At 63.8% G+C, this 22,279-nt stretch carries 23 protein-coding genes and 2 pseudogenes; 14 read left to right on the top strand and 11 right to left on the bottom strand.

Features of this window, described 5'->3' with window-relative positions; genetic code table 11:
* Positions 1 to 186 precede the first annotated feature (186 nt).
* Positions 187 to 468: a DUF3311 domain-containing protein gene (locus ACSKT0_RS21425; protein WP_437771527.1), complete on the top strand. Its 282-nt coding sequence runs from the start codon at positions 187 to 189 to the stop codon at positions 466 to 468.
* Complete coding sequence (mctP, locus tag ACSKT0_RS21430) at positions 465 to 2,162, top strand: monocarboxylate uptake permease MctP (protein ID WP_437771528.1); 1,698 nt, start codon at positions 465 to 467, stop codon at positions 2,160 to 2,162. Before ACSKT0_RS21425 ends, mctP begins: the two co-directional genes overlap by 4 nt.
* Before the next feature lie 44 nt (positions 2,163 to 2,206).
* Here mctP and ACSKT0_RS21435 read toward each other — a convergent pair whose 3' ends face one another.
* Complete coding sequence (locus ACSKT0_RS21435; RefSeq protein ID WP_437771529.1) at positions 2,207 to 3,670, bottom strand: DUF222 domain-containing protein; 1,464 nt, start codon at positions 3,668 to 3,670, stop codon at positions 2,207 to 2,209.
* Between the two features lie 96 nt (positions 3,671 to 3,766).
* Between ACSKT0_RS21435 and ACSKT0_RS21440 the strand changes: the two genes are divergently transcribed.
* The 3 genes from ACSKT0_RS21440 to ACSKT0_RS21450 all read left to right on the top strand — a co-directional run bounded on the left by ACSKT0_RS21440 (position 3,767) and on the right by ACSKT0_RS21450 (position 4,710).
* Complete coding sequence (locus ACSKT0_RS21440; protein WP_437771530.1) at positions 3,767 to 3,991, top strand: hypothetical protein; 225 nt, start codon at positions 3,767 to 3,769, stop codon at positions 3,989 to 3,991.
* A 78-nt stretch (positions 3,992 to 4,069) separates the two neighbouring features.
* Positions 4,070 to 4,306 carry a type II toxin-antitoxin system Phd/YefM family antitoxin gene (locus ACSKT0_RS21445; protein WP_437771531.1) on the top strand — a complete coding sequence of 79 codons (237 nt, stop codon included), beginning with the start codon at positions 4,070 to 4,072 and terminating at the stop codon, positions 4,304 to 4,306.
* Positions 4,307 to 4,332: 26 nt separating this feature from the next.
* On the top strand, positions 4,333 to 4,710 hold the full coding sequence (locus ACSKT0_RS21450) for a type II toxin-antitoxin system VapC family toxin (protein ID WP_437771532.1): 378 nt from the start codon (positions 4,333 to 4,335) through the stop codon (positions 4,708 to 4,710).
* A gap of 27 nt (positions 4,711 to 4,737) precedes the next feature.
* Here the strand turns inward: ACSKT0_RS21450 and ACSKT0_RS21455 are convergent, their stop codons facing one another.
* From ACSKT0_RS21455 to ACSKT0_RS21480, 6 genes and pseudogenes are all read right to left on the bottom strand, one after another.
* The gene (locus ACSKT0_RS21455; RefSeq protein ID WP_437771533.1) at positions 4,738 to 5,769 is read right to left on the bottom strand and encodes an ABC transporter permease; all 1,032 of its coding nucleotides are present in this window, start codon (positions 5,767 to 5,769) and stop codon (positions 4,738 to 4,740) included.
* Positions 5,770 to 6,133: 364 nt separating this feature from the next.
* Positions 6,134 to 6,232, bottom strand: a pseudogene (locus ACSKT0_RS21460) (ABC transporter ATP-binding protein); the annotation flags it as partial.
* Between the two features lie 238 nt (positions 6,233 to 6,470).
* Complete coding sequence (locus ACSKT0_RS21465) at positions 6,471 to 6,992, bottom strand: hypothetical protein (RefSeq protein ID WP_437771534.1); 522 nt, start codon at positions 6,990 to 6,992, stop codon at positions 6,471 to 6,473.
* 9 nt (positions 6,993 to 7,001) lie between these two features.
* Entirely contained in the window at positions 7,002 to 7,361 is a 360-nt protein-coding gene (locus tag ACSKT0_RS21470; protein WP_437771535.1) for a hypothetical protein, read from the bottom strand.
* 44 nt (positions 7,362 to 7,405) lie between these two features.
* Positions 7,406 to 7,636: a hypothetical protein gene (locus ACSKT0_RS21475; RefSeq protein ID WP_437771536.1), complete on the bottom strand. Its 231-nt coding sequence runs from the start codon at positions 7,634 to 7,636 to the stop codon at positions 7,406 to 7,408.
* 309 nt (positions 7,637 to 7,945) lie between these two features.
* Positions 7,946 to 8,371, bottom strand: coding sequence for a hypothetical protein (locus ACSKT0_RS21480; protein WP_437771537.1), 426 nt, complete (start codon positions 8,369 to 8,371; stop codon positions 7,946 to 7,948).
* 740 nt (positions 8,372 to 9,111) lie between these two features.
* On the opposite strand from ACSKT0_RS21480, the gene ACSKT0_RS21485 reads away from it, so the two are divergent.
* From ACSKT0_RS21485 to bcp, 7 genes are all read left to right on the top strand, one after another.
* On the top strand, positions 9,112 to 9,915 hold the full coding sequence (locus tag ACSKT0_RS21485; RefSeq protein ID WP_437771538.1) for a hydroxypyruvate isomerase family protein: 804 nt from the start codon (positions 9,112 to 9,114) through the stop codon (positions 9,913 to 9,915).
* Positions 9,916 to 10,033: 118 nt separating this feature from the next.
* Entirely contained in the window at positions 10,034 to 10,912 is an 879-nt protein-coding gene (locus ACSKT0_RS21490; protein ID WP_437771539.1) for a 2-hydroxy-3-oxopropionate reductase, read from the top strand.
* A 128-nt stretch (positions 10,913 to 11,040) separates the two neighbouring features.
* Positions 11,041 to 12,831 carry a glyoxylate carboligase gene (gene gcl / locus ACSKT0_RS21495; protein WP_437771540.1) on the top strand — a complete coding sequence of 597 codons (1,791 nt, stop codon included), beginning with the start codon at positions 11,041 to 11,043 and terminating at the stop codon, positions 12,829 to 12,831.
* 22 nt (positions 12,832 to 12,853) lie between these two features.
* Complete coding sequence (locus tag ACSKT0_RS21500; RefSeq protein WP_437771541.1) at positions 12,854 to 14,092, top strand: glycerate kinase; 1,239 nt, start codon at positions 12,854 to 12,856, stop codon at positions 14,090 to 14,092.
* Positions 14,085 to 15,446: an allantoinase AllB gene (gene allB / locus ACSKT0_RS21505; RefSeq protein ID WP_284752969.1), complete on the top strand. Its 1,362-nt coding sequence runs from the start codon at positions 14,085 to 14,087 to the stop codon at positions 15,444 to 15,446. The genes ACSKT0_RS21500 and allB overlap by 8 nt, the downstream gene beginning before the upstream one ends.
* 9 nt (positions 15,447 to 15,455) lie before the next feature.
* Entirely contained in the window at positions 15,456 to 16,154 is a 699-nt protein-coding gene (locus tag ACSKT0_RS21510) for a winged helix-turn-helix domain-containing protein (RefSeq protein WP_437771542.1), read from the top strand.
* 68 nt (positions 16,155 to 16,222) lie between these two features.
* Entirely contained in the window at positions 16,223 to 16,690 is a 468-nt protein-coding gene (bcp, locus tag ACSKT0_RS21515; RefSeq protein WP_265978736.1) for a thioredoxin-dependent thiol peroxidase, read from the top strand.
* 222 nt (positions 16,691 to 16,912) lie between these two features.
* On the opposite strand, the pseudogene ACSKT0_RS21520 reads toward bcp, so the two are convergent.
* A pseudogene (locus ACSKT0_RS21520) lies at positions 16,913 to 17,996 on the bottom strand (pyridoxal-phosphate-dependent aminotransferase family protein).
* Between the two features lie 345 nt (positions 17,997 to 18,341).
* Here ACSKT0_RS21520 and uraD point away from each other — a divergent pair.
* On the top strand, positions 18,342 to 18,872 hold the full coding sequence (uraD, locus tag ACSKT0_RS21525; protein ID WP_437771543.1) for a 2-oxo-4-hydroxy-4-carboxy-5-ureidoimidazoline decarboxylase: 531 nt from the start codon (positions 18,342 to 18,344) through the stop codon (positions 18,870 to 18,872).
* Positions 18,869 to 19,210 carry a hydroxyisourate hydrolase gene (uraH, locus tag ACSKT0_RS21530; RefSeq protein WP_437771544.1) on the top strand — a complete coding sequence of 114 codons (342 nt, stop codon included), beginning with the start codon at positions 18,869 to 18,871 and terminating at the stop codon, positions 19,208 to 19,210. Before uraD ends, uraH begins: the two co-directional genes overlap by 4 nt.
* Positions 19,211 to 19,287: 77 nt before the next feature.
* Here the strand turns inward: uraH and ACSKT0_RS21535 are convergent, their stop codons facing one another.
* The 3 genes from ACSKT0_RS21535 to ACSKT0_RS21545 are packed head-to-tail and all read right to left on the bottom strand — an operon-like array spanning position 19,288 to position 22,275.
* A complete protein-coding gene (locus ACSKT0_RS21535; RefSeq protein ID WP_234754369.1) occupies positions 19,288 to 20,070 on the bottom strand; it encodes a 3-oxoacyl-ACP reductase in 783 nt (260 codons plus the stop codon).
* A gap of 43 nt (positions 20,071 to 20,113) precedes the next feature.
* Complete coding sequence (locus ACSKT0_RS21540) at positions 20,114 to 21,478, bottom strand: aldehyde dehydrogenase family protein (RefSeq protein WP_437771545.1); 1,365 nt, start codon at positions 21,476 to 21,478, stop codon at positions 20,114 to 20,116.
* A complete protein-coding gene (locus ACSKT0_RS21545) occupies positions 21,475 to 22,275 on the bottom strand; it encodes a gamma-glutamyl-gamma-aminobutyrate hydrolase family protein (protein WP_437771546.1) in 801 nt (266 codons plus the stop codon). The genes ACSKT0_RS21540 and ACSKT0_RS21545 overlap by 4 nt, the downstream gene beginning before the upstream one ends.
* Positions 22,276 to 22,279: the final 4 nt, after the last annotated feature.

The following is a 22,279-nucleotide window of genomic DNA, read 5'->3' on the forward strand; positions in this document are numbered from 1 at the left end:
ATCGGTGGCCGCCCTCCGCTGTTCCAGTGCTGAGCGCGCGTCAAAAAACGGGACCACTTCCCCTGTCAAAGAATTAATCCAGACTCTATTCTGTTGGTGGACCGGTGCATGTATGGTCCGTCAGGCCACCGGCACGTCCCGGGAAGCCCATCCCGCTCCGGGGGCCGTCTCTATGAGGAGGCGTCCATGTCATCTCCCGATGTGCCGACCCGGGGGCCAGCACGGCCCGGTCCGTATATTGTGGCCGGAATCCTGCTGGCCATCGCCATTCTGGTTCCGCTGCTAGTCCCGGTGTATTCGATTGATCAGCCGCGGCTCGCTGGCATGCCGTTCTTCTACTGGTACCAAATGCTGTGGGTCCCGATCACGGCGGGAATGGTCGGCGTCGCCTACTGGCTGGTTAGCAAGGAGGACCGTCGCCGCCGCGAGGCCGCGCGCGGCGCACGCACCGAGGAGCGGGAACAATGAGAGGGCTCACCCTCCCGCTGGCGACCACAGCGGACCGGCCCGTCAACGGCGTCGCGCTCACGGTCGTCGTCGTCCTCTTTATCCTGGTGGCTGTCCTGGGCTTCTTCGCCGCACGCTGGCGCGCGGGCAAGGAAACCGGCCTGCATAGTCTCGATGAGTGGGGACTCGGCGGACGCGGTTTCGGTACCTGGGTGACGTGGTTCCTGCTCGGCGGGGACCTCTATACGGCCTACACGTTCGTGGCGGTGCCGGCGGCGATGTGGGCCACTGGTGCCGTGAGCGGTTTCTTCGCGGTGCCGTACACGATCGTGCTCTACCCGATCGTGTTCCTGTTGATGAGCCGTTTGTGGTCGGTCTCGCACCGGCATGGGTTCGTCACACCGGCTGACTTCGTTGGCGGGCGCTATGGCAGCAGGGCACTGACGGTTGCGGTGGCCCTCACTGGCATTGTCGCCACCATGCCCTACATCGCGCTGCAACTGGTTGGCATCAAAGCCGTTCTCACGGTGTTGGGCCTCGGCAGCGCGCAGAATGTGCTGCTGACTGACCTTCCGCTGATCATCGCCTTCGTGGTCCTGGCCGCCTACACCTATACCTCGGGCCTTCGGGCGCCGGCGCTCATCGCCGTCGTGAAAGATCTCCTGATCTACCTCGCGGTCATCGTCGCTGTGATCTACTTGCCGATCAAGTTCGGGGGCTGGGACAACATCTTCGGTGCGGCCCAGACGAAACTCGACGCCATCAGCCCGGCGACAGGTAAGCCGGCCGGCGTCTTCATCCCGGGTGCCGCGAGCTATTCGGCGTACTGGACGCTGGCCCTTGGCTCGGCCATGGCGTTGTTCATGTACCCGCACTCGGTCACCGGGGTCCTGGCGACGAAGAGCAGGAACACCATCCGCAAGAACGCCGCGGTGCTTCCGCTGTACTCATTGATGCTGGGATTCCTTGCCCTTCTTGGCTACGCGGCCATCTCTGCGGGCACCAAGCCCATTGACCTGAACGGTGCCGTCAATCCGCAACTGGTGGTTCCGCAGTTGTTCCTGGACAACTTCCCCGCATGGTTTGCCGGGATCGCCTTGGCGGCTATCGCCATCGGCGCGTTGGTCCCCGCCGCCATCATGTCGATCGCTGCCGCCAACCTGTTCACCCGCAATATCTACCGCGACCTGATCCGGCCCGACGCCGACCCGCGGCAGGAAGCGAAGGTCTCTAAGATCGCCTCCCTTGTGGTGAAGTTCGGGGCGCTGATCTTCGTGATCGCGATGGACCAGTCGGCCGCCATCAATATGCAGCTCCTCGGCGGCATCTGGATCCTGCAGACCTTCCCCGCGATCGTGGCAGGACTGTACACCCGTTGGTTCCACCGCTGGGCGCTCTTCGCAGGCTGGGCGGCCGGGATCATCTACGGCACCGTCGCGGCGTACAACGTGGTCAACCCCGTGACGAAGGCCAACTTCGGCGGCTCCATCGCCGCCATCCCGGGCACCAACGTACAGGTCTACATCGCCGTCGTGGCGTTCGCGATCAACCTCATCGTTGCTGCCGTACTCTCCTTGGTCTTCCGCGCAATGAAGCTCCCCGACGGAAAGGACATCACGCGGAACTCGGACTACGGGGCGGACGAGGACGACCCGAAAGTTGCACAGCTCCAGCGCGAGTACCCGCTGGGCGAGACGGGAGGTCCCGTGTTCTGATCGCACGCACTACCAGTACACGGCTGGTCTGGTACTGGCAGTGCCTAGGCTGGTTGGCGTAGTTCGCGTCTGTGGCGCCGACGAAACAGGGTCCCGAAATAGTGTGCCGCCATGATGGGCGGGTCTCCGTTCAGGTGAGTGCCTGGCGGGGGTGGGGCTGTGGACCGGTAGGTGTGTCCGGTGGGGGTGCGGATGTCGAGGACATGCCGTGTCCCGGTACCTGGTTTTGCGGTTCCGGTTTGTGCGGTCCAGCCGGGGAGTTCTTTGGTGTGGTTGCACGCTTCGCACAGGCCCGCACCGTTGGCCAGGCTGGTGGGTCCGTCGTCGTGCCAGGGGATGATGTGGTCGATGTGCCTGATCGGTGCGTCGCAGTACGGGGTGCGGCAGGTGTCGTCGCGGGCCTGGATGAAGCGCCGCATGCCTGCCGGGAACAGCCGGGCCCTCGAATCGGCGGCGACCAGCTCCCCGGTCCCGGGGGCGGTGAAGAGACGCCGGAGCCAGACGTTGAGATCCTGGTCCTGCCCGGACTGGACCCGTGCAGCTTGGCCGGGTTCCTTGTGGCTGCCGGTTCCCTCGGCGGCGAGCAGCGTCCTTGCCCAGCCGGCGGGGACGATGCCGTAGCCGGGCAGGCGTGCGGGGTCGGCATCGCCTTGGAACAGGGTGCGGTCGGTCATGACGAGCTGGACTTCCACCCCGGAAATCCCTGCGGGGGTGCCGGTGGTGCGTTCGACGAGGGTGTCGGCCATGAGCTGCCCCCTGCTGCGGGTGTCCCCGGCGTTGCGGAGGGTGTCGGCGTGCCGGGTCAGGGCCGCGTTCACGGCCACGCCCTGGGCAACGGGAAGCAGGGCGGTCAGGTAGGTCATGGTGTCCGGTGCCGGGCGCAGACTCACATGACGTTCCCCGGCGGCCCGTGCCGCACGCTGCGTGACGGAGCGGGGGTCCCGCCGGTACGCCGCGGCCTTGGCCGCGGCGATGATGGTCTTGTCTCCGGCGCCGTCGAAGACTCCGGTGTCGGCGGCAAGTTCCTCGTCCACGGCGCACCGGTCTTCTGCGGACAGGCAGGCTGTTTCCTTCACGAGCAGGGTCGCCCGCCATTCGCTCAGCTGTCCGGTCTCGAGGGCGGCGAGGGTGCGCGGCATTTCGCTCACAAGCGCCTTCGCGAGTCCGTGGAGCCGGGATCCGCGGGCCGGGGACTCCCGCCGGGCAAGGGCCACCTGCGCGGCGACCCCGCGTCCCTGTTCGTCGGCCGGAACGCCGGCGGCAGCGTCGGCGCTGCGCTGGGCGGCATCGAACGCGACCGCGATCCTCGCCTGCGCGGCGGCGGCCGCGGACTTCAGATCCTCAAGACCACGCAACTGGTTTATCAGTTCAGTACTCTCGGGGCCTGGCCGAAGCGATCTCACGGCTTCGATCAAATCCCGCACCTGGAAGCACGGGACAGCATCCGGAGCCGCGTCGCCGACTGGCGCGCCCATCCCGATCAGCTGCGTTCCCTGAATGCCTTCCATAAGACAAGCCTCCCAGGGACCACTGACATTAATAGGCCGGAGAACCTCATCCGGGCGAAAATCATAACCGGCGAGGGCAGCATCGACGAGCAGACCTTGGCCGGAAAGCTGCCGGCCGCCGTCGCACGCCGCTCGGGCACCCGGCCGATCATCGCCGTCGCGGGCCGCTCGTTGCTGCCTCGGGAACGGTGGTCCGAGATGTCGCTCTCGCGTGTCTACGCGCTGGCGGACTACACGGACCAGGACTCGTCGAAGGATCCGGCGCTGTCGGCGGAGCTGCTGCGGAGGATCGGGCGGGAGATTGGGGAGGGGCTTCTATAGCGGCAGCCGGACCTCCTGCGCGTTTTGCGGCGAACGAGAGCTGAGTCTCGCCTGTATCACCGGTGATACACTTAGTGCATGGGAACTGTGACAGTGCGCGAGCTACGGAACCATGGCGGCGAAGTCCTTGAGCGGGTCGCTCATGGCGAGACGTTGATCGTTACCCGCGACGGCCACGAGGTGGCCGAGCTTCAGCCCGTGCGCCGACGCAGCCGCCGGACAGAACAGCTGATCGCCAGCCGCCGGCATCTGCCGCGCGTGGACGTTGAAACATTCCGAGCAGATCTGGACGAGATCCTGGACGCGGGGCTGTGACCCAGGGAACCCCGGAGCGGGGAATCTTGGACACATCCACTGTCATCGGGCTCGGAGACCTCGCCGAGTCCGTGTTGCCTCATGAATGCCTCATCAGCGCCGTAACCCTCGCGGAACTCTCCGTCGGCCCTCTGGTTGCCGCCACAGACAAGGAACGGGCTGCGCGGCAGGCGCACCTCCAGCAGGCGGAAGCAGACTTCGATCCGCTCCCCTTCGATGCGGCCTGCGCTCGGGCCTTCGGTCAGGTTGCCGCATCGCTGCGCCGGAATGGTCGTAAACCCAAAGCACGAGCTTACGACGCCCTCATAGCGGCAACCGCGATCGCCAATGACCTCCCCCTCTACACGCTCAACACCGCAGATTTCGAAGGTATAGAGGGACTCGAAGTTCACTCCGTCCGCTGAGTTCTAGCCAAGCCGGCACTAGGGGATCTACAGGTCCCTCATCGAGGAATCCGCGTCGAGCCGGGCGAGTCTTGCGACGTGTCCAACGGCTCCAAGGCATAAGAACAACGGCACGCAGAAGAGTGCTCCCAGCACGAGCAGCCAGTTCGGCATTGCCCACGCAGCCACCGGTAAGAGGTCGAGCTGCAGTCCGCTGAAGACCGTCGTTCCTATGACGGAGCAAAGAGTTCCAAGGAGCGCCCCAACCAGGCCAATGATGAGACCCACTGCTGCCAACTCGATCATGTAAACGCCCGCTATCGAGGCCCCCGACCAGCCGATGGCCTTGAGGAGACCCACTTCGCGGGCCCTCTGCTTAATCCAACTGCCACCAACCGACACTCCGACCCCGAGGCAGAAGATGATCAGGAAGCCACCGATCACCCAGCTGACGAGGGCAAGAAGAGCGAAGAGGCCTGACAGGGACCGGATTTGGCCCGCGACGCTGTTCACTGAGTACCCGAGGGCTCGGACTTGGTTTTGCACATTGACCACCTCGTCTGCTGAGTCAACGCGAATAAATGCGCGGGGATACGTTAACCCTTTGGCATTTGGCCGGGCGTTGGCGAGTGTTGACTTAAGTACCTTGCTGGACACGTACGCGGCCTGCGCGCCATCCGTACCGGGCGACGAGTTGTCATAGATACCTGACACACGGAGAGAAATAGAAACGGGTTCCCCGTTGCCGGGGCCGATTTCCTTTGTGTACACGAACCTCATTTCTTCGCCGAGCAACTGAGCGTATTTCTGGCCCTGTCCCTTGTCGGGAAGCAGGATCTGGCCTTCCCCAGGGCCGTCTCCGGGCACGTCTCCGAGCAGTACTTTTGGGGCAATGCCACTGATAAATGGCGTCCCCATGAATGCACCGGGGTTGTTCTGAGATGGCCAATTCGCAGGATCGTCTATGGCGAGGTCAATTTGGGCCCAGCCGGAGGACTCCACCACATGATCGATTTGGTCGAACCGGGACAACGAGTCGTCGGTGATCTCGCGGGCTGAGTCTGGACCGACTGATGTCACCTCAACGTAATTCAGGGCGGAGTTAGTGGTGATCTTGTTTGAGTATGAACTTATGCTGGCCTCGACGATGCTGTCGGCGAAAATGAATACCGCGAGTGGCCTCAATTTCGATAGAGAAAGCCGCACTGACCTCGCAGCAAAGACTCTATTTCTGTTCAAGGAGCAACTCCTTCATAGGAAGCTGACGGTGGGCCACCTGCTGGAAGACTTGGTCGTGGGAAGCGACGAGGACACCGCACCCGCTGTTGGCGCCCGTTCGCATGGCGTCCAGGATGGCTTCAGTGTTTGGCGCGTCAAGACCCGAACTTGGTTCGTCCGCTAATAGCAGCGATGGTTCGTTGATCAGTGCGCGGCAAAGCGCGACTCTTTGCTGCTGCCCACCGGAAAGCCTCTTCGCTTGCCGGTCAGCGACCGCCGCAAGACCGAAGCGATCCAACTGTTCCGCAATCGTTGCGAGTGTCATGGGTTGGCTGCTGGCGAGGAGGACATTTTCCAACGCCGTGAGTTCCTGACTCACCTCGCAGCCAGACGATTTCACCTGGCTGGACGTTCAGGCTGACTCCCGAAAGGACCAACTGTCGCGTCCCGCGCCCATCTGCAAAAGACTTGGCGATGTTCTCAAGACGCAGTACCGAGGTCATTTGTTCTCCCCGAAGTCGTAGGCCCCCGGGACCGCGATCATGGCGGCTGAAATCGAGAGGCTACAAGGTGACGACCTGTCTGCTTCCATCCGATACAAGGACGGGAATTCTTCGCAGCCTTTCAGAGTCCGGAGCCCCTCGGCCGCCTTGTCGAAGTCGTTTGACCCCAATCCGGAGCGACTTGCGTTCGTCATCGCGGTCAACGCTCGAAAATAGTTCAGGCCGTTTCCTTTGGGTGAATCGATGAGCTGCGGGAGGGTGGACTGGACGGCCGGAAACATCGATCTCACTTCTTCGCTGTTTGAGAAGTAGCGCACCGACGGAGATATAGAGGCAGACGGCGAGCGCCAACAGGATGATTGCCATCGTTGCGTTGCCGCCCGCATAGGCGTGTGCGCCGTCGAAGGACAACGCCTCATGCAGCAGCCGCATCACAAATAGCGATCCGGCCAGAACAGCACAGACGAAAGCAACCCCGCTGGCTGTTCCGAGCACCACGAGTGTCCGAATGGATATCGGCCATCCCGTGACCGCCAGTATGCGCACTCCCGTGAATTTGTAGGCCGCTCTGAGACTTCCCATTGCCCGCGCCTAGAGACGATCGACGGATTTGCTTTGGGCAGACTCCGCGTCGACGATGAGGGCCGCGGTTCCGATACAGAAGGCGCCTATCGTCCAGAGCCATATCGGAAGCGTTCCCGGGAAGTCCACCTTCGCGGCTCCAATGAACACCCCGCCAGCCATCCCACTGATGATGAACAGAACCGCATCCCGCTTGGGACTTCGTTTTGTTGCCAGCACTGCTAATAGGGAGATCGCTCCAACGGTCAGGGACATCCACGCAAGCAGTGGAGTCCTCGGTTCGTGCAGCAGCCCCACGACGATACTGCCGGCGATACACGCGAGTACAAGAATGGTGGCGATGGTTCGGACCGTTGATGAGTAAATCAATGTCAGGCCTTCCGGGTTCAAAGGAATTCATCGAAAGGCAGACGCTAAGGTTCGCTCTCTGTTTGGCGATAGGCCGCCAAAGCGTCTTTTCGGGCCCATCGAACGACGAGAATCAGATACACGACGAGGTCTACGCAAAAGATCGCCAAGAAGACCAGAGTTGGCAGGCCAACACTAACGACGACCACGCCTATCAAAATGATGAGCACACTGCCAAATACGTTGAATCGGCGTCGTCCCGGGGTCGCATTCATTGCCGTCATGAGCTCATCCATGTAATACAGCATTTTTATCCCTTACTGTGATGGCAAAAGATCAGCGGCAATAGCCGCCAGTGTAACGGAAGGCCATCGCCCCAATCGGGGCGGGTGCTAGCCTGATGCATTCACCCCTTGAGTGAGCGATTACCGCCTGTACGGCGATCTGCACCGCGGAAATTGCGCAAGCGCTTAGGCCAACTGGAGTCCCAAAGGATAGCTTTGAGCACACCCTGAGAACTCCCCCAGCCGTCCCTGAAAGGGCCGTCTCTGCCTTGTTGAATTCCACAACGGGGATGATCCCAACCCAGCTGAATTGAGGATCGGCTACCACGGGAAATGCCGTCTTTTTCCGAATTCGATGTGCTGGATTAGCCTATTCCCCGAGGATGAATATTTGGTCGGCACTTGCTTTCCATTTGCGTCGCGTGCCCAAGGGGCGGCGATGTAGTTGACGACTTGCCCGACGGCGTCCAGGACCACCGCCGAGCCATCGCTTGCAACGACAACGTCCGCGGGGCGGCCATCAAACGTGAAATCAAAGGCGAACGAGCGCGGAGCGGCTTCGCTATTGATTACGACGAAACCGGCTCCAGATTCGTCACCGCGCTGAGCAAAAACGTAAGAGTGACGCTTATCCACGTTGAGGGTCGAAGCCTTTACATTGCCTTTCGACTGCTTGACAGATTTGCGCTCTGATGTCGCCACCGGTTGTACGGTCAGTCGCTGGCCGCTGGCCTCGACAATGCTCATCGAACCCCCGTCCCCGAATTCGACCCTTTGCGTTTGAGCACCAGGCGGAGCTTGAGGCGATGATTGGCTCTGCGCACCTTCGAAGGGCCTGGAGGCTAGAACCTGATCTAGTTCGCTCTGGCCCTGCGTGGTCGATGCGGTCGCGACCGGAGACGCGACCGTTATTCCGATGGTCGCAATAGCGAGGGCTGAGGTTGATGCCAGGACTTTCCGGGCAACCGATACGCGCTTTTCCATGAATCCCCCAATGTCTTCTGTGGTTCGGATCCGAGTTCGGAACCCGTGCACGAAGACTAAGGGCGAAAATCGCGACTCAGTGCAGGAATCGACGAATTAAGTGGTGCAGTTGACGAATCTAAGTGGTCAAACATGGCAACACGTAGACGGAAACGTGGCAACACGTAGACGGACACACAAGGTTTCCTTATGCTCAGGTCAACGCAAACTCAACCTCACGTCCTCCGCACCATCGCCCGCGTAGCCTCTCCCCTGTGCTCCAGCGCCGTGAATCCAAGGGTCGTGGCCAGCCCACCCCTCCCAGCGCACCCAACCGCCCCACTTGGTATCCCAAACCCCCTCCCCACCGAAGACCCCCTTGACTCCCACCCCCCCCCTTCCCTAAACTTTTCATAAAGCAGAATCTAAATTCCACAAAGCGGAAACTCACCACGGCGAACTAGCCCAAGAGAACAAGCCAAGCGGAAGATGGATCCAAGCCCTCCCCCGGAAGGACACCTACGATGACGTACACAGTGAACTGCTCCATCCTCCTGACGGAGCTGCCCCTGCTCGAGCGCCCCGCGGCCGCGAAGGCTGCCGGCTTTGACGCCGTCGAATTCTGGTGGCCCTTTGAGACTTCCGTCCCGTCGGACGCCCAGGTAACCGAGTTCGAGAACGCCATCAAGGACGCTGGCGTTCAGCTCACCGGCCTGAACTTCAACGCTGGCAACATGCCTGGCGGCGACCGCGGCCTGGTTTCCTGGCCCGCCCGCTCTTCCGAATTCCTGGACAACATCGACGTCGTCGCAGGAATCGGCGAGCGGCTCGGCTGCAAGGCCTTCAACGCCCTCTACGGCAACCGCGTGGACGGCGAATCGGCCGACAAGCAGGACGCCATTGGCGCCGAGAACCTGGCCAGCGCAGCAGACGGCGTCGCACGCATCGGCGGCACCGTCCTCCTCGAACCCGTCAGCGGCGCCCCCAAGTACCCCCTCCTCAAGGCCGCCGACGCCCTCAAGGTGATCGCCCGCGTCAAGGAAGAATCCGGCGCAACGAACGTCAAGCTCCTCGCCGACTTCTACCACCTGGCAGTCAACGGGGACGACGTCGCAGCCGTCATCGAGAACCACGCCAAGGACTTCGGCCACATCCAGATCGCCGACAACCCTGGCCGCGGGGCTCCCGGAACCGGTGAGCTTCCCCTCGGCGAATGGATCGCCCGCAGCCGCGAACTCGGCTACGAGGGCTACATCGGCCTCGAGTACAAGGAACCGCAGGAAACGGCCTTCAGCTGGGCCATCCGCCAGCGCGCCACCTCCCACTAGCGAACCCGCCCAACTGAGTAGCAGTTGTTGTCGTTTAGAGCCCTCAAAACGACAACAACTGCGAGCTAGTTGGGTCCAGCACACCTGAGCTAAAACAAAGACTTCAGTAAGGAAAATCATGAGCAACGTTGCAGTTATCGGACTCGGAATCATGGGCCTCCCCATGGCCATCAACCTTGTCAAGGCCGGCCACGCCGTCACCGGTTTCAACCGCAGCCAGGACAAGATCGACAAGCTCGTCTCCGAAGGCGGCAAGGGTGCCACGAGCATCGCGGATGCCGTCAAGGACGCCGACGTCGTCATCACCATGGTGCCGGATTCCCCCGACGTCGAAGGTGTCGTCAGCGGCCCCGACGGTGTCTTCGCCAACTCGAAGAAGGGCACTCTCTGGATCGACGCGAGCAGCATCCGCCCGGACGTTGCCGCCCGCCTCTCGGCAGACGCCGTCGCGGCCGGCATCCGCCCGCTCGACGCCCCGGTTTCCGGCGGCGAACAGGGTGCCATTGACGCCGTCCTGTCCATCATGGTCGGCGGAGACGCAGCCGACTTCGAAGCAGCACAGGATGTCCTCAACGCCGTCGGCAAGACCATCGTCCACGTCGGTCCCTCCGGCTCCGGCCAGACCGTCAAGGCAGCCAACCAGCTGATCGTGGCCGTCAACATCGAGGTCCTCGGCGAGGCTATCGCCTTCCTTGAGGCCTACGGCGTCGACACCGACGCAGCCCTCAAGGTCCTCGGCGGCGGCTTGGCCGGCTCCAAGGTCCTCGACCAGAAGGGCCAGAAGATGCTCGATCGCAACTTCGACCCCGGCTTCCGCTTGGCCCTCCACCACAAGGACCTCGGCATCGTCACTTCCGCAGCCCGCGAAGCCAACGTCGCAATCCCGCTCGGCGCCGCCGTCGCGCAGCTCGTCGCCGCCACTGTCAACCAGGGCGACGGCGGACTCGACCACTCCGGCCTCTTCAAGCAGGTCCTCCAGCTCAGCGGCCGCAACTAAAGCATCCCGGCGACAGGCCGGAAACAAGCAAAACCGGGCAACCGCCGTCGTTCTTCACGACGGCGGCTCGCTCAGTACATCCAAATTCAGCCCCGTAGCGGGCACCAAAAGCTTTCAAGGAGCACACCATGACGAAGATGCGCACTGTAGACGCAGCCGTCGCCATCTTGGCAAAGGAAGGCGCCATCGAGGCGTTCGGCCTGCCAGGCGCGGCAATCAACCCCTTCTATTCCGCGATGCGGGCACACGGCGGCATCCGCCACACCCTGGCCCGCCACGTTGAAGGCGCCAGCCATATGGCTGACGGCTACTCCCGTGCAGCGGACGGAAACATCGGTATCTGCATCGGCACCTCGGGCCCTGCAGGAACGGACATGATCACCGGCTTGTACGCAGCCTGGGCAGATTCCATCCCCATGCTCTGCATCACCGGCCAGGCCCCCGTTGCCAAGCTGCACAAGGAAGACTTCCAGGCCGTGGACATCGAGTCCATCGCCAAGCCGGTCACCAAGATGGCCATGACCATCCTGGAACCGGGCCAGGTCCCGGGCGCCTTCCAGAAGGCGTTCCAGCTCATGCGCTCCGGCCGTCCGGGCCCGGTCCTGCTGGACCTGCCGTTCGACGTGCAGATGGCAGAGATCGAGTTCGACATCGACGCCTACGAGCCCATCGCCGTCGAAAAGCCGAAGGCCAGCCGCAAGCAGCTGGAAAAGGCACTTGACATGCTCACCGCAGCCGAGCGGCCGCTGATCGTCGCCGGTGGCGGCATCATCAACGCCGGCGCCTCCGCGCAGTTGGTTGAGCTGGCCGAACTGCTGAACGTTCCGGTCATCCCCACCCTGATGGGCTGGGGCACCATCCCCGACGACCACGTGCTGATGGCCGGCATGGTGGGCCTGCAGACCTCGCACCGCTACGGCAACGAGACCATGCTGGCCTCCGACTTCGTCATCGGCATCGGCAACCGCTGGGCCAACCGCCACACCGGCGGGCTGGACACCTACACCGCCGGCCGCAAGTTCGTGCACATCGACATCGAGCCCACGCAGATCGGCCGCGTGTTCTCGCCGGACTTCGGCATCGCGTCCGACGCCGGTGCGGCGCTGGACGGGCTGATCGAGCTGGCCCGCGAGCGCCAGGCAGCAAAGTCCCTGCCGGACTACTCCGCCTGGGTCGCCGAGTGCACCGCACGCAAGGGTTCCCTGCAGCGCAAGACCCACTTCGAAAACGTGCCGATCAAGCCGCAGCGCGTGTACGAAGAGATGAACAAGGCCTTCGGCAAGGACACCACCTATGTGTCCACCATCGGCCTGTCGCAGATCGCCGGCGCACAGCTGCTGCACGTTTTCGGCCCGCGCAAGTGGATCAACGCCGGCCAGGCCGGCCCCTTGGGCTGGACATGCCCCGCAGCCTTGGGCGTGGTCCGCGGCAAGCCGGACGAAACCGTTGTTGCCTTGTCCGGTGACTACGACTTCCAGTTCATGATCGAAGAACTGGCCGTGGGCGCTCAGTTCAACCTGCCGTACATCCACGTGGTGGTGAACAACTCGTACCTGGGCCTGATCCGCCAGTCGCAGCGCGGCTTCAACATGGAACAGAACGTGTCCCTGGCGTTCGAGAACATCAACAGCACTGATCTCTCTGCAACGGCAGCGGGCTACGGCGTGGACCATGTCAAGGTTACTGAAGGCCTCGGCTGCAAGGCCATCCGCGTGGAGAACCCCTCGGACCTGCCCGCCGCGTTCGACAAGGCCAAGGCACTCATGGACGAGTTCAAGGTTCCCGTCGTGGTTGAAGTGATCCTGGAAAAGGTCACCAACATCTCCATGGGCGTTGAAATCAACGGGGTGAACGAGTTCGAAGAACTCGCCGAGCGCGGCGAAGACGCACCCACTGCGATCATCGCCCTGCTGGACTAGTAAGTACTGAAGGAGGTACGGAATGCGTGTGGTCATAGCCCCGGACAAGTTCAAGGGATCGCTGTCAGCCCCCGAGGTCGCCAGCCGCTTGAGCGCCGGACTGCGGGCAGGTTTCGCAGCCGGCCGCGCAGCGGCGAGTCTGCCAGCCGAGGCCTTTGAAACCACGCTCATTCCAGTGGCCGACGGCGGCGAAGGGACTCTCGACGCCGCCGTCGGCTCCGGCTTCACCCGCCGCAGCGCCACGGTCACGGGCCCCACGGGCGAGCCGATCACGGCCGAATTCGCAGTCCGCGGCGAGGAAGCCGTCATTGAAATGGCGGCGGCTTCAGGACTCGCGGTGCTGCCCGGCTTCGGCGACGGCAGCGCCCCGAATACCGAAACGGCCAAAAGCTCCACAAGCCTGGGCACGGGCGAACTCATCCGCGCGGCCCTGGACCTCGGCTGCCGGCACATCATCCTCGGCGTCGGCGGCAGTGCCAATACCGACGGCGGCGCCGGCGTGCTTCGAGGCCTCGGCGCGGTCCTCCTCGACGCCGACGGCAATGAGCTCCCCGGCGGCGGCGCAGCACTGGCCCACCTGGACCGGATCGACTTCTCGAACCTCGACGTCCGCTTGGAGGTCACCGAGTTCGTCCTGGCGTCCGACGTCGACAACCCCCTTTTGGGCCGCACCGGCGCCGCCGCGATCTTCGGACCGCAGAAGGGCGCGACGCCGGACGACGTCACCTCGCTCGACGCCGCCCTCGCCCATTTCGTCCAGGTCCTCGCCAGCGAGATCGGCTCCGAAGCCCAGGACGCGGCACAGGCACCGGGCGCAGGCGCGGCGGGCGGCGTCGGCTACATCGCCATCGCGGCGCTGGGCGCGGCACGCAGGCCGGGCATCGACGTCGTACTCGAATTCACTGAACTCGAGCAGCGGCTGGCGGGCGCGGACCTGGTGATCACCGGCGAAGGCAGCCTCGACGAACAGAGCCTGCTCGGCAAAACGCCCATGGGCGTGGCACGGGCGGCGGCGCGTTCGGGGATCCCTGTGATTGCCGTCTGCGGCCGCAGTACGCTGAGCCCGGAACAACTTTTGGAGTCCGGTTTCGAGTCGGTCCACGCATTGACCGAGCTCGAATCCAATGTAGAGAAATGCATAGCTGAAGCAGGGCCCCTGCTTGAAGAATTGGGTAAGCACATCGGCGTGCGCCTCGCTGAAAAATCGGCACCCACCCATGACGCAGCGCGAACCGAGACCAAGGAGCAACTCCATGTCTGAAGAAACCACCACAGCACACGGCCCGTTTGACCTGGTCATCCGAGGCCAGCGCATCCTCACCACCGCTGGCATCACCGCCCGCGAAGTCGGTGTCCGCAACGGCGTGATCGTCGCCATCGAGCCTTTGGGCAACGGTCTGCAGGGCGCCGAAGTCATCGAACTTGGCGACGATGAAACCCTCATTCCGGGCCTGGTCGACACCCACGTGCACGTCAACGAGCCCGGCCGCACCGAATGGGAAGGCTTCGCCTCCGCCACCCGCGCTGCGGCAGCCGGCGGCGTCACCACCATCATCGACATGCCGCTGAACTCCATCCCGCCCACCACCAACGTGGAAGGCCTCAAGCTCAAGCGCGAAGTGGCCGAGGACCAGGCGTTCGTGGACGTCGGATTCTGGGGCGGCGCCATCCCGGGAAACAAGAAGGACCTCCGCCCGCTGCACGACGAGGGCGTCTTCGGGTTCAAGTGCTTCCTGCTCCACTCCGGTGTGGACGAGTTCCCGCACCTGGACGCGGACGAGATGGAAGAGGACATGGCCGAGCTCAAGTCCTTCGACTCCCTCATGATCGTCCATGCCGAGGACTCCCACGCGATCGACCACGCACCCCACCCCGGCGGCGCACACTACTCAACGTTCCTTGCCTCCCGCCCCCGCGGCGCCGAGAACAAAGCCATCGCCGAGGTGATCGAACGCGCCCGCTGGACCGGTGCGCGTGCACACATCCTGCACCTCTCGTCGTCGGACGCGCTGCCCATGATCGCTTCGGCAAAGCGCGACGGCGTGCACCTGACCGTCGAGACCTGCCCGCACTACCTCACGCTCATGGCCGAGGAAATCCCCGACGGCGCCACCGCATACAAATGCTGCCCGCCCATCCGCGAGGCCTCCAACCGTGAGCTGCTGTGGCAAGGCCTGCAGGACGGCACCATCGACTGCATCGTCTCGGACCACTCCCCCTCGACGCTTGACCTCAAGGACCTGGAAAACGGCGACTTCGCCGTGGCCTGGGGCGGCGTCTCCTCGCTGCAGCTGGGGCTCTCACTGATCTGGACCGAAGCACGGCACCGCGGCATCTCCCTGGAGCAAGTGGTTTCCTGGATGTCCGAGAAGCCCGCAGCCCTGGCCCGCCTGCACAACAAAGGCCAGCTGGCGCTCGGCTACGACGCCGATTTCTCCATCTTCGCGCCTGACGACGCGTTCGTCGTCGACGTCAAGAAGCTCAAGCACAAGAACCCGATCACGCCGTACGACGGCAAGGCGCTCTCCGGCGTCGTACGCAAAACGTACCTGCGCGGTAGCGAGATCGACGGCCGGACGCCCAGCGGCAAGCTGATTCGCCGCGGCGGCGTGTAAGGCCAAGCCGTGGCCGTCAACGTCCATGCCCCGTACGGGCAACTGCCCGCACGGCTCAACGCCTCGCGGCACCAGCCCGCCGCCCGGCCTTCCGCGCTTCGGCCCGGGCTGGTTCGGCCCGGGATGCACCCGCGCGGACTCGCCGTGTGGGTACAGCCCGGCGAAGGCCGCGAGATCGATCCCGAGGTTTGGGCCCGGGCCGCTGAAGCGGTCCTGGCCCGGGCCCGCAAACTTGCTCCGGGGGCGGAAGTCCTCCTTTGGCCCGCCGCCGGAGCTGCAACGTCCGAGGCTTCCTCGGGTGCGTCCGTCGCCGCTGTGGCGGAAGCGCCCGACGCCGGAAGCCGCCCCGCCGCTGCCAACCCGCCGGTCTCCTTGGCCGGCCGACGCAGCACCGTGGCAGTGGACCTGGCCGCGAACACCGTCCTCCTGGATGGGGTCCCCGTCAGCTTCACGGCGATGGAACACAGCCTCCTCCGTTACCTCGTGGAAAACCTGTCCCGCCCCATCCCACGTGAAGAATTGCAACGCTTTCTGGAGTCACTTGACTGTCCCGGCGCGGCATTTCGGTCCATCGACGTGTATGTTGGACGCGTCCGGCGCAAGCTGGGCTCAGCCCGCCATGTCATCGCCACAGTGCGTGGAGGCGGCTACCAGTTCGTGCCCGGACCCGGCTCCACAGTCCGCGGACCTGCGGAATACTGCATCTAGGCAGCCCGTTACACCAATAGATTGATCGCCGGCCACGGCGGTTTGCTCGACAAGTCAAGGATCACAACATGACCCAAAAACTCCTCGCCGGAACCCAGGCCCCCGATTTCGCGCTGCTTAACTCCGAAGGCCAAAAGGTCTCCCTGTCCGATTACCGCGGACGCAACGTCATCGTGTACTTCTACCCTGAAGCCGCCACCCCGGGCTGCACCACTGAGGCCTGCGACTTCCGCGACAGCCTCTCCAGCCTGCAGTCCTCCGGATACGAAGTCCTGGGCATCTCCCCCGACGCCCCAGAAAAGATCGCACGCTTCGCCGGCGACTTCTCCCTGACCTTCCCGCTCCTCTCCGACGAAGACCACGCCGTGGCGCTGGCTTATGGTGCCTGGGGCGAGAAGCTCGTGAACGGCGAAGTAGTAGACGGCCTGGTCCGCTCCACCGTAGTGCTCGACGGCGAAGGCAAGGTCAGGCTGACCCAGTACCAGGTCAAGGCTCAGGGCCACGTAGCAGCCCTCAAGGCCGAGCTCGGCCTGTAACGCCCGCTCACATATGTGGCCTTCCGGGCCGACGCGCGCTCACATATGTGGCCTTCCGGGCCGACGCGCGCTCACATATGTGGCCTTCCGGGCCGACGCGCGCTCACAAACAAGGCCAAATGGTGGAATCCTCCTGCAGATCATGGTCGGCAGGAGGATTCGCTATTTTCCGGGCATGGGTGAGCGAACGTTTGGGATTTGGCCGCCATATGTGAGTGAGCGTCAGGCTTTGGCGACCGCTTCTTCCAGCGCGCCTAGGACGAGCTTGACCGATGCCCTGTTGGCATTTGGACCCATCATGCCGATCCGCCAAACGGTCGACGTAAACGCACCCGCACCGGAGCCGATTTCCATACTGAAGTTCTCCAGAAGGTAAGCGCGGACGGCGGCCGAGTCCACGCCGTCGGGCACTTTGACCGTGGTGAGGCTCGGCAATCGCGAGCCTTCGGCGGCAAACAGCTCGAGCCCCATCGTCGCGCAACTCGGCCCCGGCTGCACGGTGCCGCGCTTGAACAGCCGCGAGCCCCTCGGTCAGGATGCGGTCCAGTCCGGCCTCCAGCCCGGCGATCATGGTCACCGGCGCAGTGTGGTGATACGTCCGGCTGCCGCTCGCCGCGCCAACATACCCGCCCAGAAGGCCGATATCCAGGTACCACGAACGCGGTTCCCTGATGCGCCGCTCGAACGCGCGCTCGGACACCGTGAAGGGGGACAAGCCGGGGGGCGCTCCCAAACACTTCTGCGTCCCGGCGTACCCGACGTCGATCCCCCAGTCGTCAGCCAGGAGTTCCAACCCGCCGATGGACGTCACCGCGTCCACGATCAGAAGCGCGTCGCCTTTGCCTGCGCCAAGGGGCGCGACGTCGGACAGGACACCTGTCGAGGTTTCGGCATGGACGGCGGCAATCACTTTGGGGTGCGGATGCGCGGCGAGGACCCGCTCCGCGTCCACGGGCTGACCCCATTCATGGTCGACGCGCACCACTGTGGCGCCGCATCGCCGGGCAACCTCACACATCCGCTCCCCGAAAAGCCCGTTGACGGCGATTACTGCCACATCGCCGTCGGACACCGTGTTAACGAATGCAGCCTCCATGCCGCCGGAACCAGTGGCACTTAACGGTAGGGTGCGGGCATTCCGGGTCCCCCACACCGTCCGGAGCCCAGCGCAGGTCCGGTCCAGGCGCTCGATGAACACCGGATCCAGATGCCCGATCACCGGGAACGCCAACGCGGCGGTCACTTCCGGATAGCAATTGCTGGGACCCGGTCCGAAGAGATACCGGGACGTCAGGACCTCTGGCATGGCGGAACTCCTTTGGCTCGTTGCTGACATTGTCCACCAGACGGCAAAAGTGAGCGAGCGTTTCGGGAAAGGGCGGCAAAAGTGAGCGAGCGTCGGGGAAAATAGCCACATACGTGAGCGAGCGTCCCAGGGCGGGCAGGGCAGAGGGCGGGCGGAGGACCAGGGTGCGGTATTCTCTTGACACCGCGGCAGTCATTGGATTCACTATTACGTATGCTGAAATAACAGTTCCATGATGTGGAAGGCCTGACGTGCAGAGGCACGCAGGTCCATCCGGTAGGAATCGCCGGAGTTCCGCATAGCCAACACCATGGATGCCAGCACTCGCACGAGGAATGAACAAGCATGCAGCTTGAAGTATTCAACAGCGTGGACCGTGCGGACGCAATCGACGTCCTCCGCCCATGCCTCGACATCCAGCGTTGGGTGGAGCACGTCGCCGATGCGCGCCCCTTCAGCGGCTTGGACTCCTTGCTCGACTTCGCCCGGGAAACCGCCGAGCCGTTCACGTCCGACGAAGTGGCCGCTGCGATGGCCCACCACCCGCGGATCGGCGAACGGCCCAAGGCCCAGACCACCGAAGCCGCGATGTCCCGCTCCGAACAGGCCGGCGTCGACCCCGGCGATGACGGCGTCGTCACCGCTTTGGCCGAAGGCAACCGAGAGTACGAGGCCAAGTTCGGCCGCGTGTTCCTCATCCGCGCTGCGGGCCGGACAGCCAACGAAATCCTGGCCTCCCTCCAAGAGCGACTGAACCACACCGCTGAAGAAGAAGACGTCATCGTGGCGGGCCAGTTGCGCGAAATCGCGGTGCTGCGCCTTGCCGGCGTCATCAGCGAAGCCAGTGTCAGCAGCGAAGGAGTGCCCAACAAATGAGCGTTTCCCAGATAACCACCCACATCCTGGACACCGGTTCCGGGCGGCCGGCGGCCGGCGTCGCCGTCGTTCTCTCCGTGCGCGACGGCGAGAGCTGGAAGCACGTGGCCAGCGGCACCACCGACGCGGACGGCAGGATCAAGGACCTCGGCCCTGAGAAGGTCGACGGCGGCAGTTACCGCTTGAACTTCGCGACCGGTCCGTATTACAAGGCGCAGGGCGTGGACACCTTTTTCCCTGAAGTGGACTTGAGCTTCACGGTGTCCGACGCCGGAGAGCACTACCACGTGCCGCTCCTGCTCAGCCCCTTCGCGTTCTCCACGTACCGGGGCAGCTAGCTCAACCCATCGATTGCTCCGTAACTGCCGTTTTCAACCCCCATAAAGGCAGTTACGGAGCAATCGATGAGCTCCCCCTAGTCGATCGGGGTGACGTAGGCTCCCGAGATTCCGCCGTCAACCATGAAGGTCGAAGCGGTAATGAACGAGGCGTCGTCGCTCGCCAGGAAGGCGACCGCTGCGGCCAGTTCCTCAGGCTCTGCGAAGCGCCCCAAGGGCACGTGGACCAAGCGGCGCGCGGCCCGCTCCGGATCCGAGGCGAAGAGTTCCTTCAGCAACGGGGTGTTGACGGGCCCTGGGCACAGTGCGTTGATCCGCACACCCTTGCGGGCGAATTCGACGCCCAGCTCGCGGGTCATTGCCAGCACGCCGCCCTTGGAAGCGCTGTAGGAGATCTGCGAGGTTGCCGCGCCCATCACGGCCACGAAGGACGCGGTGTTGATGATCGAGCCCTTGCCCTGTTCCAACATGTACGGCAGCGCATACTTGCAGCAGTAATAGACGCTCGTCAGGTTGACCTCCTGGACCCGGCGCCAGGCTTCAATTCCGGTGTCCAAGATCGAAGCGTCGTCCGGCGGCGAAATACCGGCATTGTTGAAGGCGATATCCACGCTGCCGTAGTGGCTCTTTGCTGCGGCGAAGAGGTCGATGACTTCCTGCTCGTCAGTGACATTGACCTTCACGAAGATGCCATCGACGGCAGCCGCGGCTGCTTCTCCGGCTGCCGGATCTATATCGGCGATGACCACGTTGGCACCTTCCGAGGCGAAACGCTTTGCCGTTGCCAGGCCGATCCCGCTGCCGCCGCCGGTGATGACGGCCGTACGGTCCTTGAGGCGGTTTGAAATGAATTCGGTCATGGTGATCTCTCCTTGAATGATGGGGCTTCCAAAGTTGGTGGGTTCAGTGCGCGATGAAAACGTTCTTTACTTCGCTGAAGGAATCGAGCGCGTCAGGACCAAGTTCGCGGCCCAGGCCCGATTGCTTGAAGCCGCCGAACGGCGTCGAATACCGGACTGAAGAGTGCGAGTTCACCGAGAGGTTTCCGGCATCCACTCCGCGGGCCACGCGCAAGGCCCGGCCGATGTCTTGGGTCCAGATGGATCCGGAGAGGCCGTATTGGGTGTCATTGGCGATCCGTACGGCGTCCGCCTCGTCGTTGAAGGGAACGACGACGACGACGGGTCCGAAGATCTCCTCGCGCACCGCCGGGTCGTCAAAGGAGTCGGGGGCCAGGACTGTGGGCGGGAACCAGAAACCGGGCCCTTCCGGCACCTCCCCTTGGAAAGCGATGGGCGCGCCCGAGGGCACAAAGCCCGCGACGGTTTCCCTTTGCCGGGCGGAAATCAAGGGCCCCATGACGGTACTTTCGTCCGCCGGGTCGCCGACTTTGACAGCCCGAACGGCGGGTTCCAAGAGTTCAAGGAAGGCGTCGTAGGCCGATTTTTCCACCAGGATCCGGGATCTGGCACAGCAGTCCTGGCCGGCATTGTCGAACGCACCACCGGGAGCTGCGGCGGCAGCGGCCTGAAGGTCGGCGTCGGCGAACACGATGTTCGCGCTCTTGCCACCCAGCTCGAGCGTCACCCGCTTCACTTGATCAGCACAACCGGCCATGATCTGCTTGCCAACCCCGGTAGACCCGGTAAAGACGACCTTCCGCACTGCGGGGTGGGTCACGAAGCGCGCCCCCACCACCGAGCCCTTCCCCGGGATGATGGTCAGCACGCCGTCGGGCAGGCCGGCCTCGCGCGCCAGCTCACCGAGCCTCATGGCCGTCAGGGGCGTGAGTTCCGCAGGCTTGAGTACCACCGTGTTGCCGGCCGCGAGCGCCGGAGCGAAGCCCCACGCCGCGATCGGCATGGGAAAGTTCCACGGCACAATAATGCCGACAACGCCCAATGGCTCGTGGAACGTCACATCGAGGCCTCCCGCAACGGGTATCTGCTTCCCGAAATGCCGCTCCGGTGCCGCCGAGTAGTAACTAATGACGTCGCGCGCATTGCCCGCTTCCCAGCGGGCGTTGCCGACCGTGTGTCCCGCATTGCGGACTTCCAGTTGTGCGAGGTTCTCCAGATCGGCGTCGACGGCGGCCGCGAACCGGCGCAAGAGCAGTGCACGGTCCGACGGCGACACGTTCCGCCAGGCCTCAAAGGCGCCAGCCGCGCGGGCAATCAGCGCGTCGGTCTCGGCGAGGGATGCCAGTTCTACAGTTTGAAGGAATTCCTCGGTGGCCGGATTGATGATGTCAAAAGTTGTGGCACTCACGCCCAGCTCTTTTCTGTCGGTTTGAATTCCGTCGATGGGTCGAAGCGCTCAGCGTAAAGTTCGCCGTCCCGGTACTTTCTGGCGGCCTCAACGAATCCTTCAAAGAGGCGCAAGTCGGAACGATTTTGTTCAGGATGAAACTGAACGCCCAACACCCAACTTCCTTGGGTCGACTCGACGGCCTCGACCGTACCGTCCGCCGCGTACGCCGTAACGCAAAGCCCCCCGGCAACCCGGTCCAGAATCTGGTGGTGATAGACCGGTGCCGAGGCCCGCTCGCCTAGTTGTTCCGCGATGATGCTCCCTGGCCGGGTACCGAACTTGACCTCGCCGAAAACCCCCGAAGCGGGTTGGTAGTTGGCCTCGGGAAGCACGTCCGGCACATGCTGGATGAGGTTTCCGCCCAAGGCAACGTTCAGGATTTGCGCGCCGCGGCAGATTGCGAAGAGCGGAACCCCTTTCTCCAACGCGGCCAGCGTCAAAGCGATATCGTGCTCGTCCCGCGCGGGCTGGCTGCGGGTGCTCGGGTGAGGCTCGGCGTCGTAATTTCCGGGGTCGACGTCGCTGCCTCCCACCACAATCAGGCCGTCGACGAGGTCAAGTACGGAGGTATCCGTGCCGATGGGCGGCAGGAGCAGGGGTGTGCCGCCCGCTGCCACCACGGCCTCCAAATATGTTGCCGGCAGCACGGCTGCCCGCGCGTCCCAATCCCCCCATTTCGCGTCTTGCAGGTAGGTGGTCAGGGCGATCCGGGGCCGTCGGACTGGATCTGGTGCCGGCGTCTGATTCCGAGTCATCGCC

This window comes from Arthrobacter sp. KNU40, from assembly GCF_051515115.1.
Lineage (GTDB): Bacteria > Actinomycetota > Actinomycetes > Actinomycetales > Micrococcaceae > Arthrobacter.

What these genes read in the sequence shown, in the direction of transcription:
- ACSKT0_RS21425 (WP_437771527.1), top strand. Translation starts at nt 187, where the DNA reads ATGTCATCTCCCGATGTGCCGACCCGGGGGCCAGCACGGCCCGGTCCG.
- mctP (WP_437771528.1), top strand. Translation starts at nt 465, where the DNA reads ATGAGAGGGCTCACCCTCCCGCTGGCGACCACAGCGGACCGGCCCGTC.
- ACSKT0_RS21435 (WP_437771529.1), bottom strand. Translation starts at nt 3,670, where the DNA reads ATGGAAGGCATTCAGGGAACGCAGCTGATCGGGATGGGCGCGCCAGTC.
- ACSKT0_RS21445 (WP_437771531.1), top strand. Translation starts at nt 4,070, where the DNA reads ATGGGAACTGTGACAGTGCGCGAGCTACGGAACCATGGCGGCGAAGTC.
- ACSKT0_RS21465 (WP_437771534.1), bottom strand. Translation starts at nt 6,992, where the DNA reads ATGGGAAGTCTCAGAGCGGCCTACAAATTCACGGGAGTGCGCATACTG.
- ACSKT0_RS21475 (WP_437771536.1), bottom strand. Translation starts at nt 7,636, where the DNA reads ATGGATGAGCTCATGACGGCAATGAATGCGACCCCGGGACGACGCCGA.
- ACSKT0_RS21480 (WP_437771537.1), bottom strand. Translation starts at nt 8,371, where the DNA reads ATGAGCATTGTCGAGGCCAGCGGCCAGCGACTGACCGTACAACCGGTG.
- ACSKT0_RS21485 (WP_437771538.1), top strand. Translation starts at nt 9,112, where the DNA reads ATGACGTACACAGTGAACTGCTCCATCCTCCTGACGGAGCTGCCCCTG.
- ACSKT0_RS21490 (WP_437771539.1), top strand. Translation starts at nt 10,034, where the DNA reads ATGAGCAACGTTGCAGTTATCGGACTCGGAATCATGGGCCTCCCCATG.
- gcl (WP_437771540.1), top strand. Translation starts at nt 11,041, where the DNA reads ATGACGAAGATGCGCACTGTAGACGCAGCCGTCGCCATCTTGGCAAAG.
- ACSKT0_RS21500 (WP_437771541.1), top strand. Translation starts at nt 12,854, where the DNA reads ATGCGTGTGGTCATAGCCCCGGACAAGTTCAAGGGATCGCTGTCAGCC.
- allB (WP_284752969.1), top strand. Translation starts at nt 14,085, where the DNA reads ATGTCTGAAGAAACCACCACAGCACACGGCCCGTTTGACCTGGTCATC.
- bcp (WP_265978736.1), top strand. Translation starts at nt 16,223, where the DNA reads ATGACCCAAAAACTCCTCGCCGGAACCCAGGCCCCCGATTTCGCGCTG.
- uraD (WP_437771543.1), top strand. Translation starts at nt 18,342, where the DNA reads ATGCAGCTTGAAGTATTCAACAGCGTGGACCGTGCGGACGCAATCGAC.
- uraH (WP_437771544.1), top strand. Translation starts at nt 18,869, where the DNA reads ATGAGCGTTTCCCAGATAACCACCCACATCCTGGACACCGGTTCCGGG.
- ACSKT0_RS21535 (WP_234754369.1), bottom strand. Translation starts at nt 20,070, where the DNA reads ATGACCGAATTCATTTCAAACCGCCTCAAGGACCGTACGGCCGTCATC.
- ACSKT0_RS21545 (WP_437771546.1), bottom strand. Translation starts at nt 22,275, where the DNA reads ATGACTCGGAATCAGACGCCGGCACCAGATCCAGTCCGACGGCCCCGG.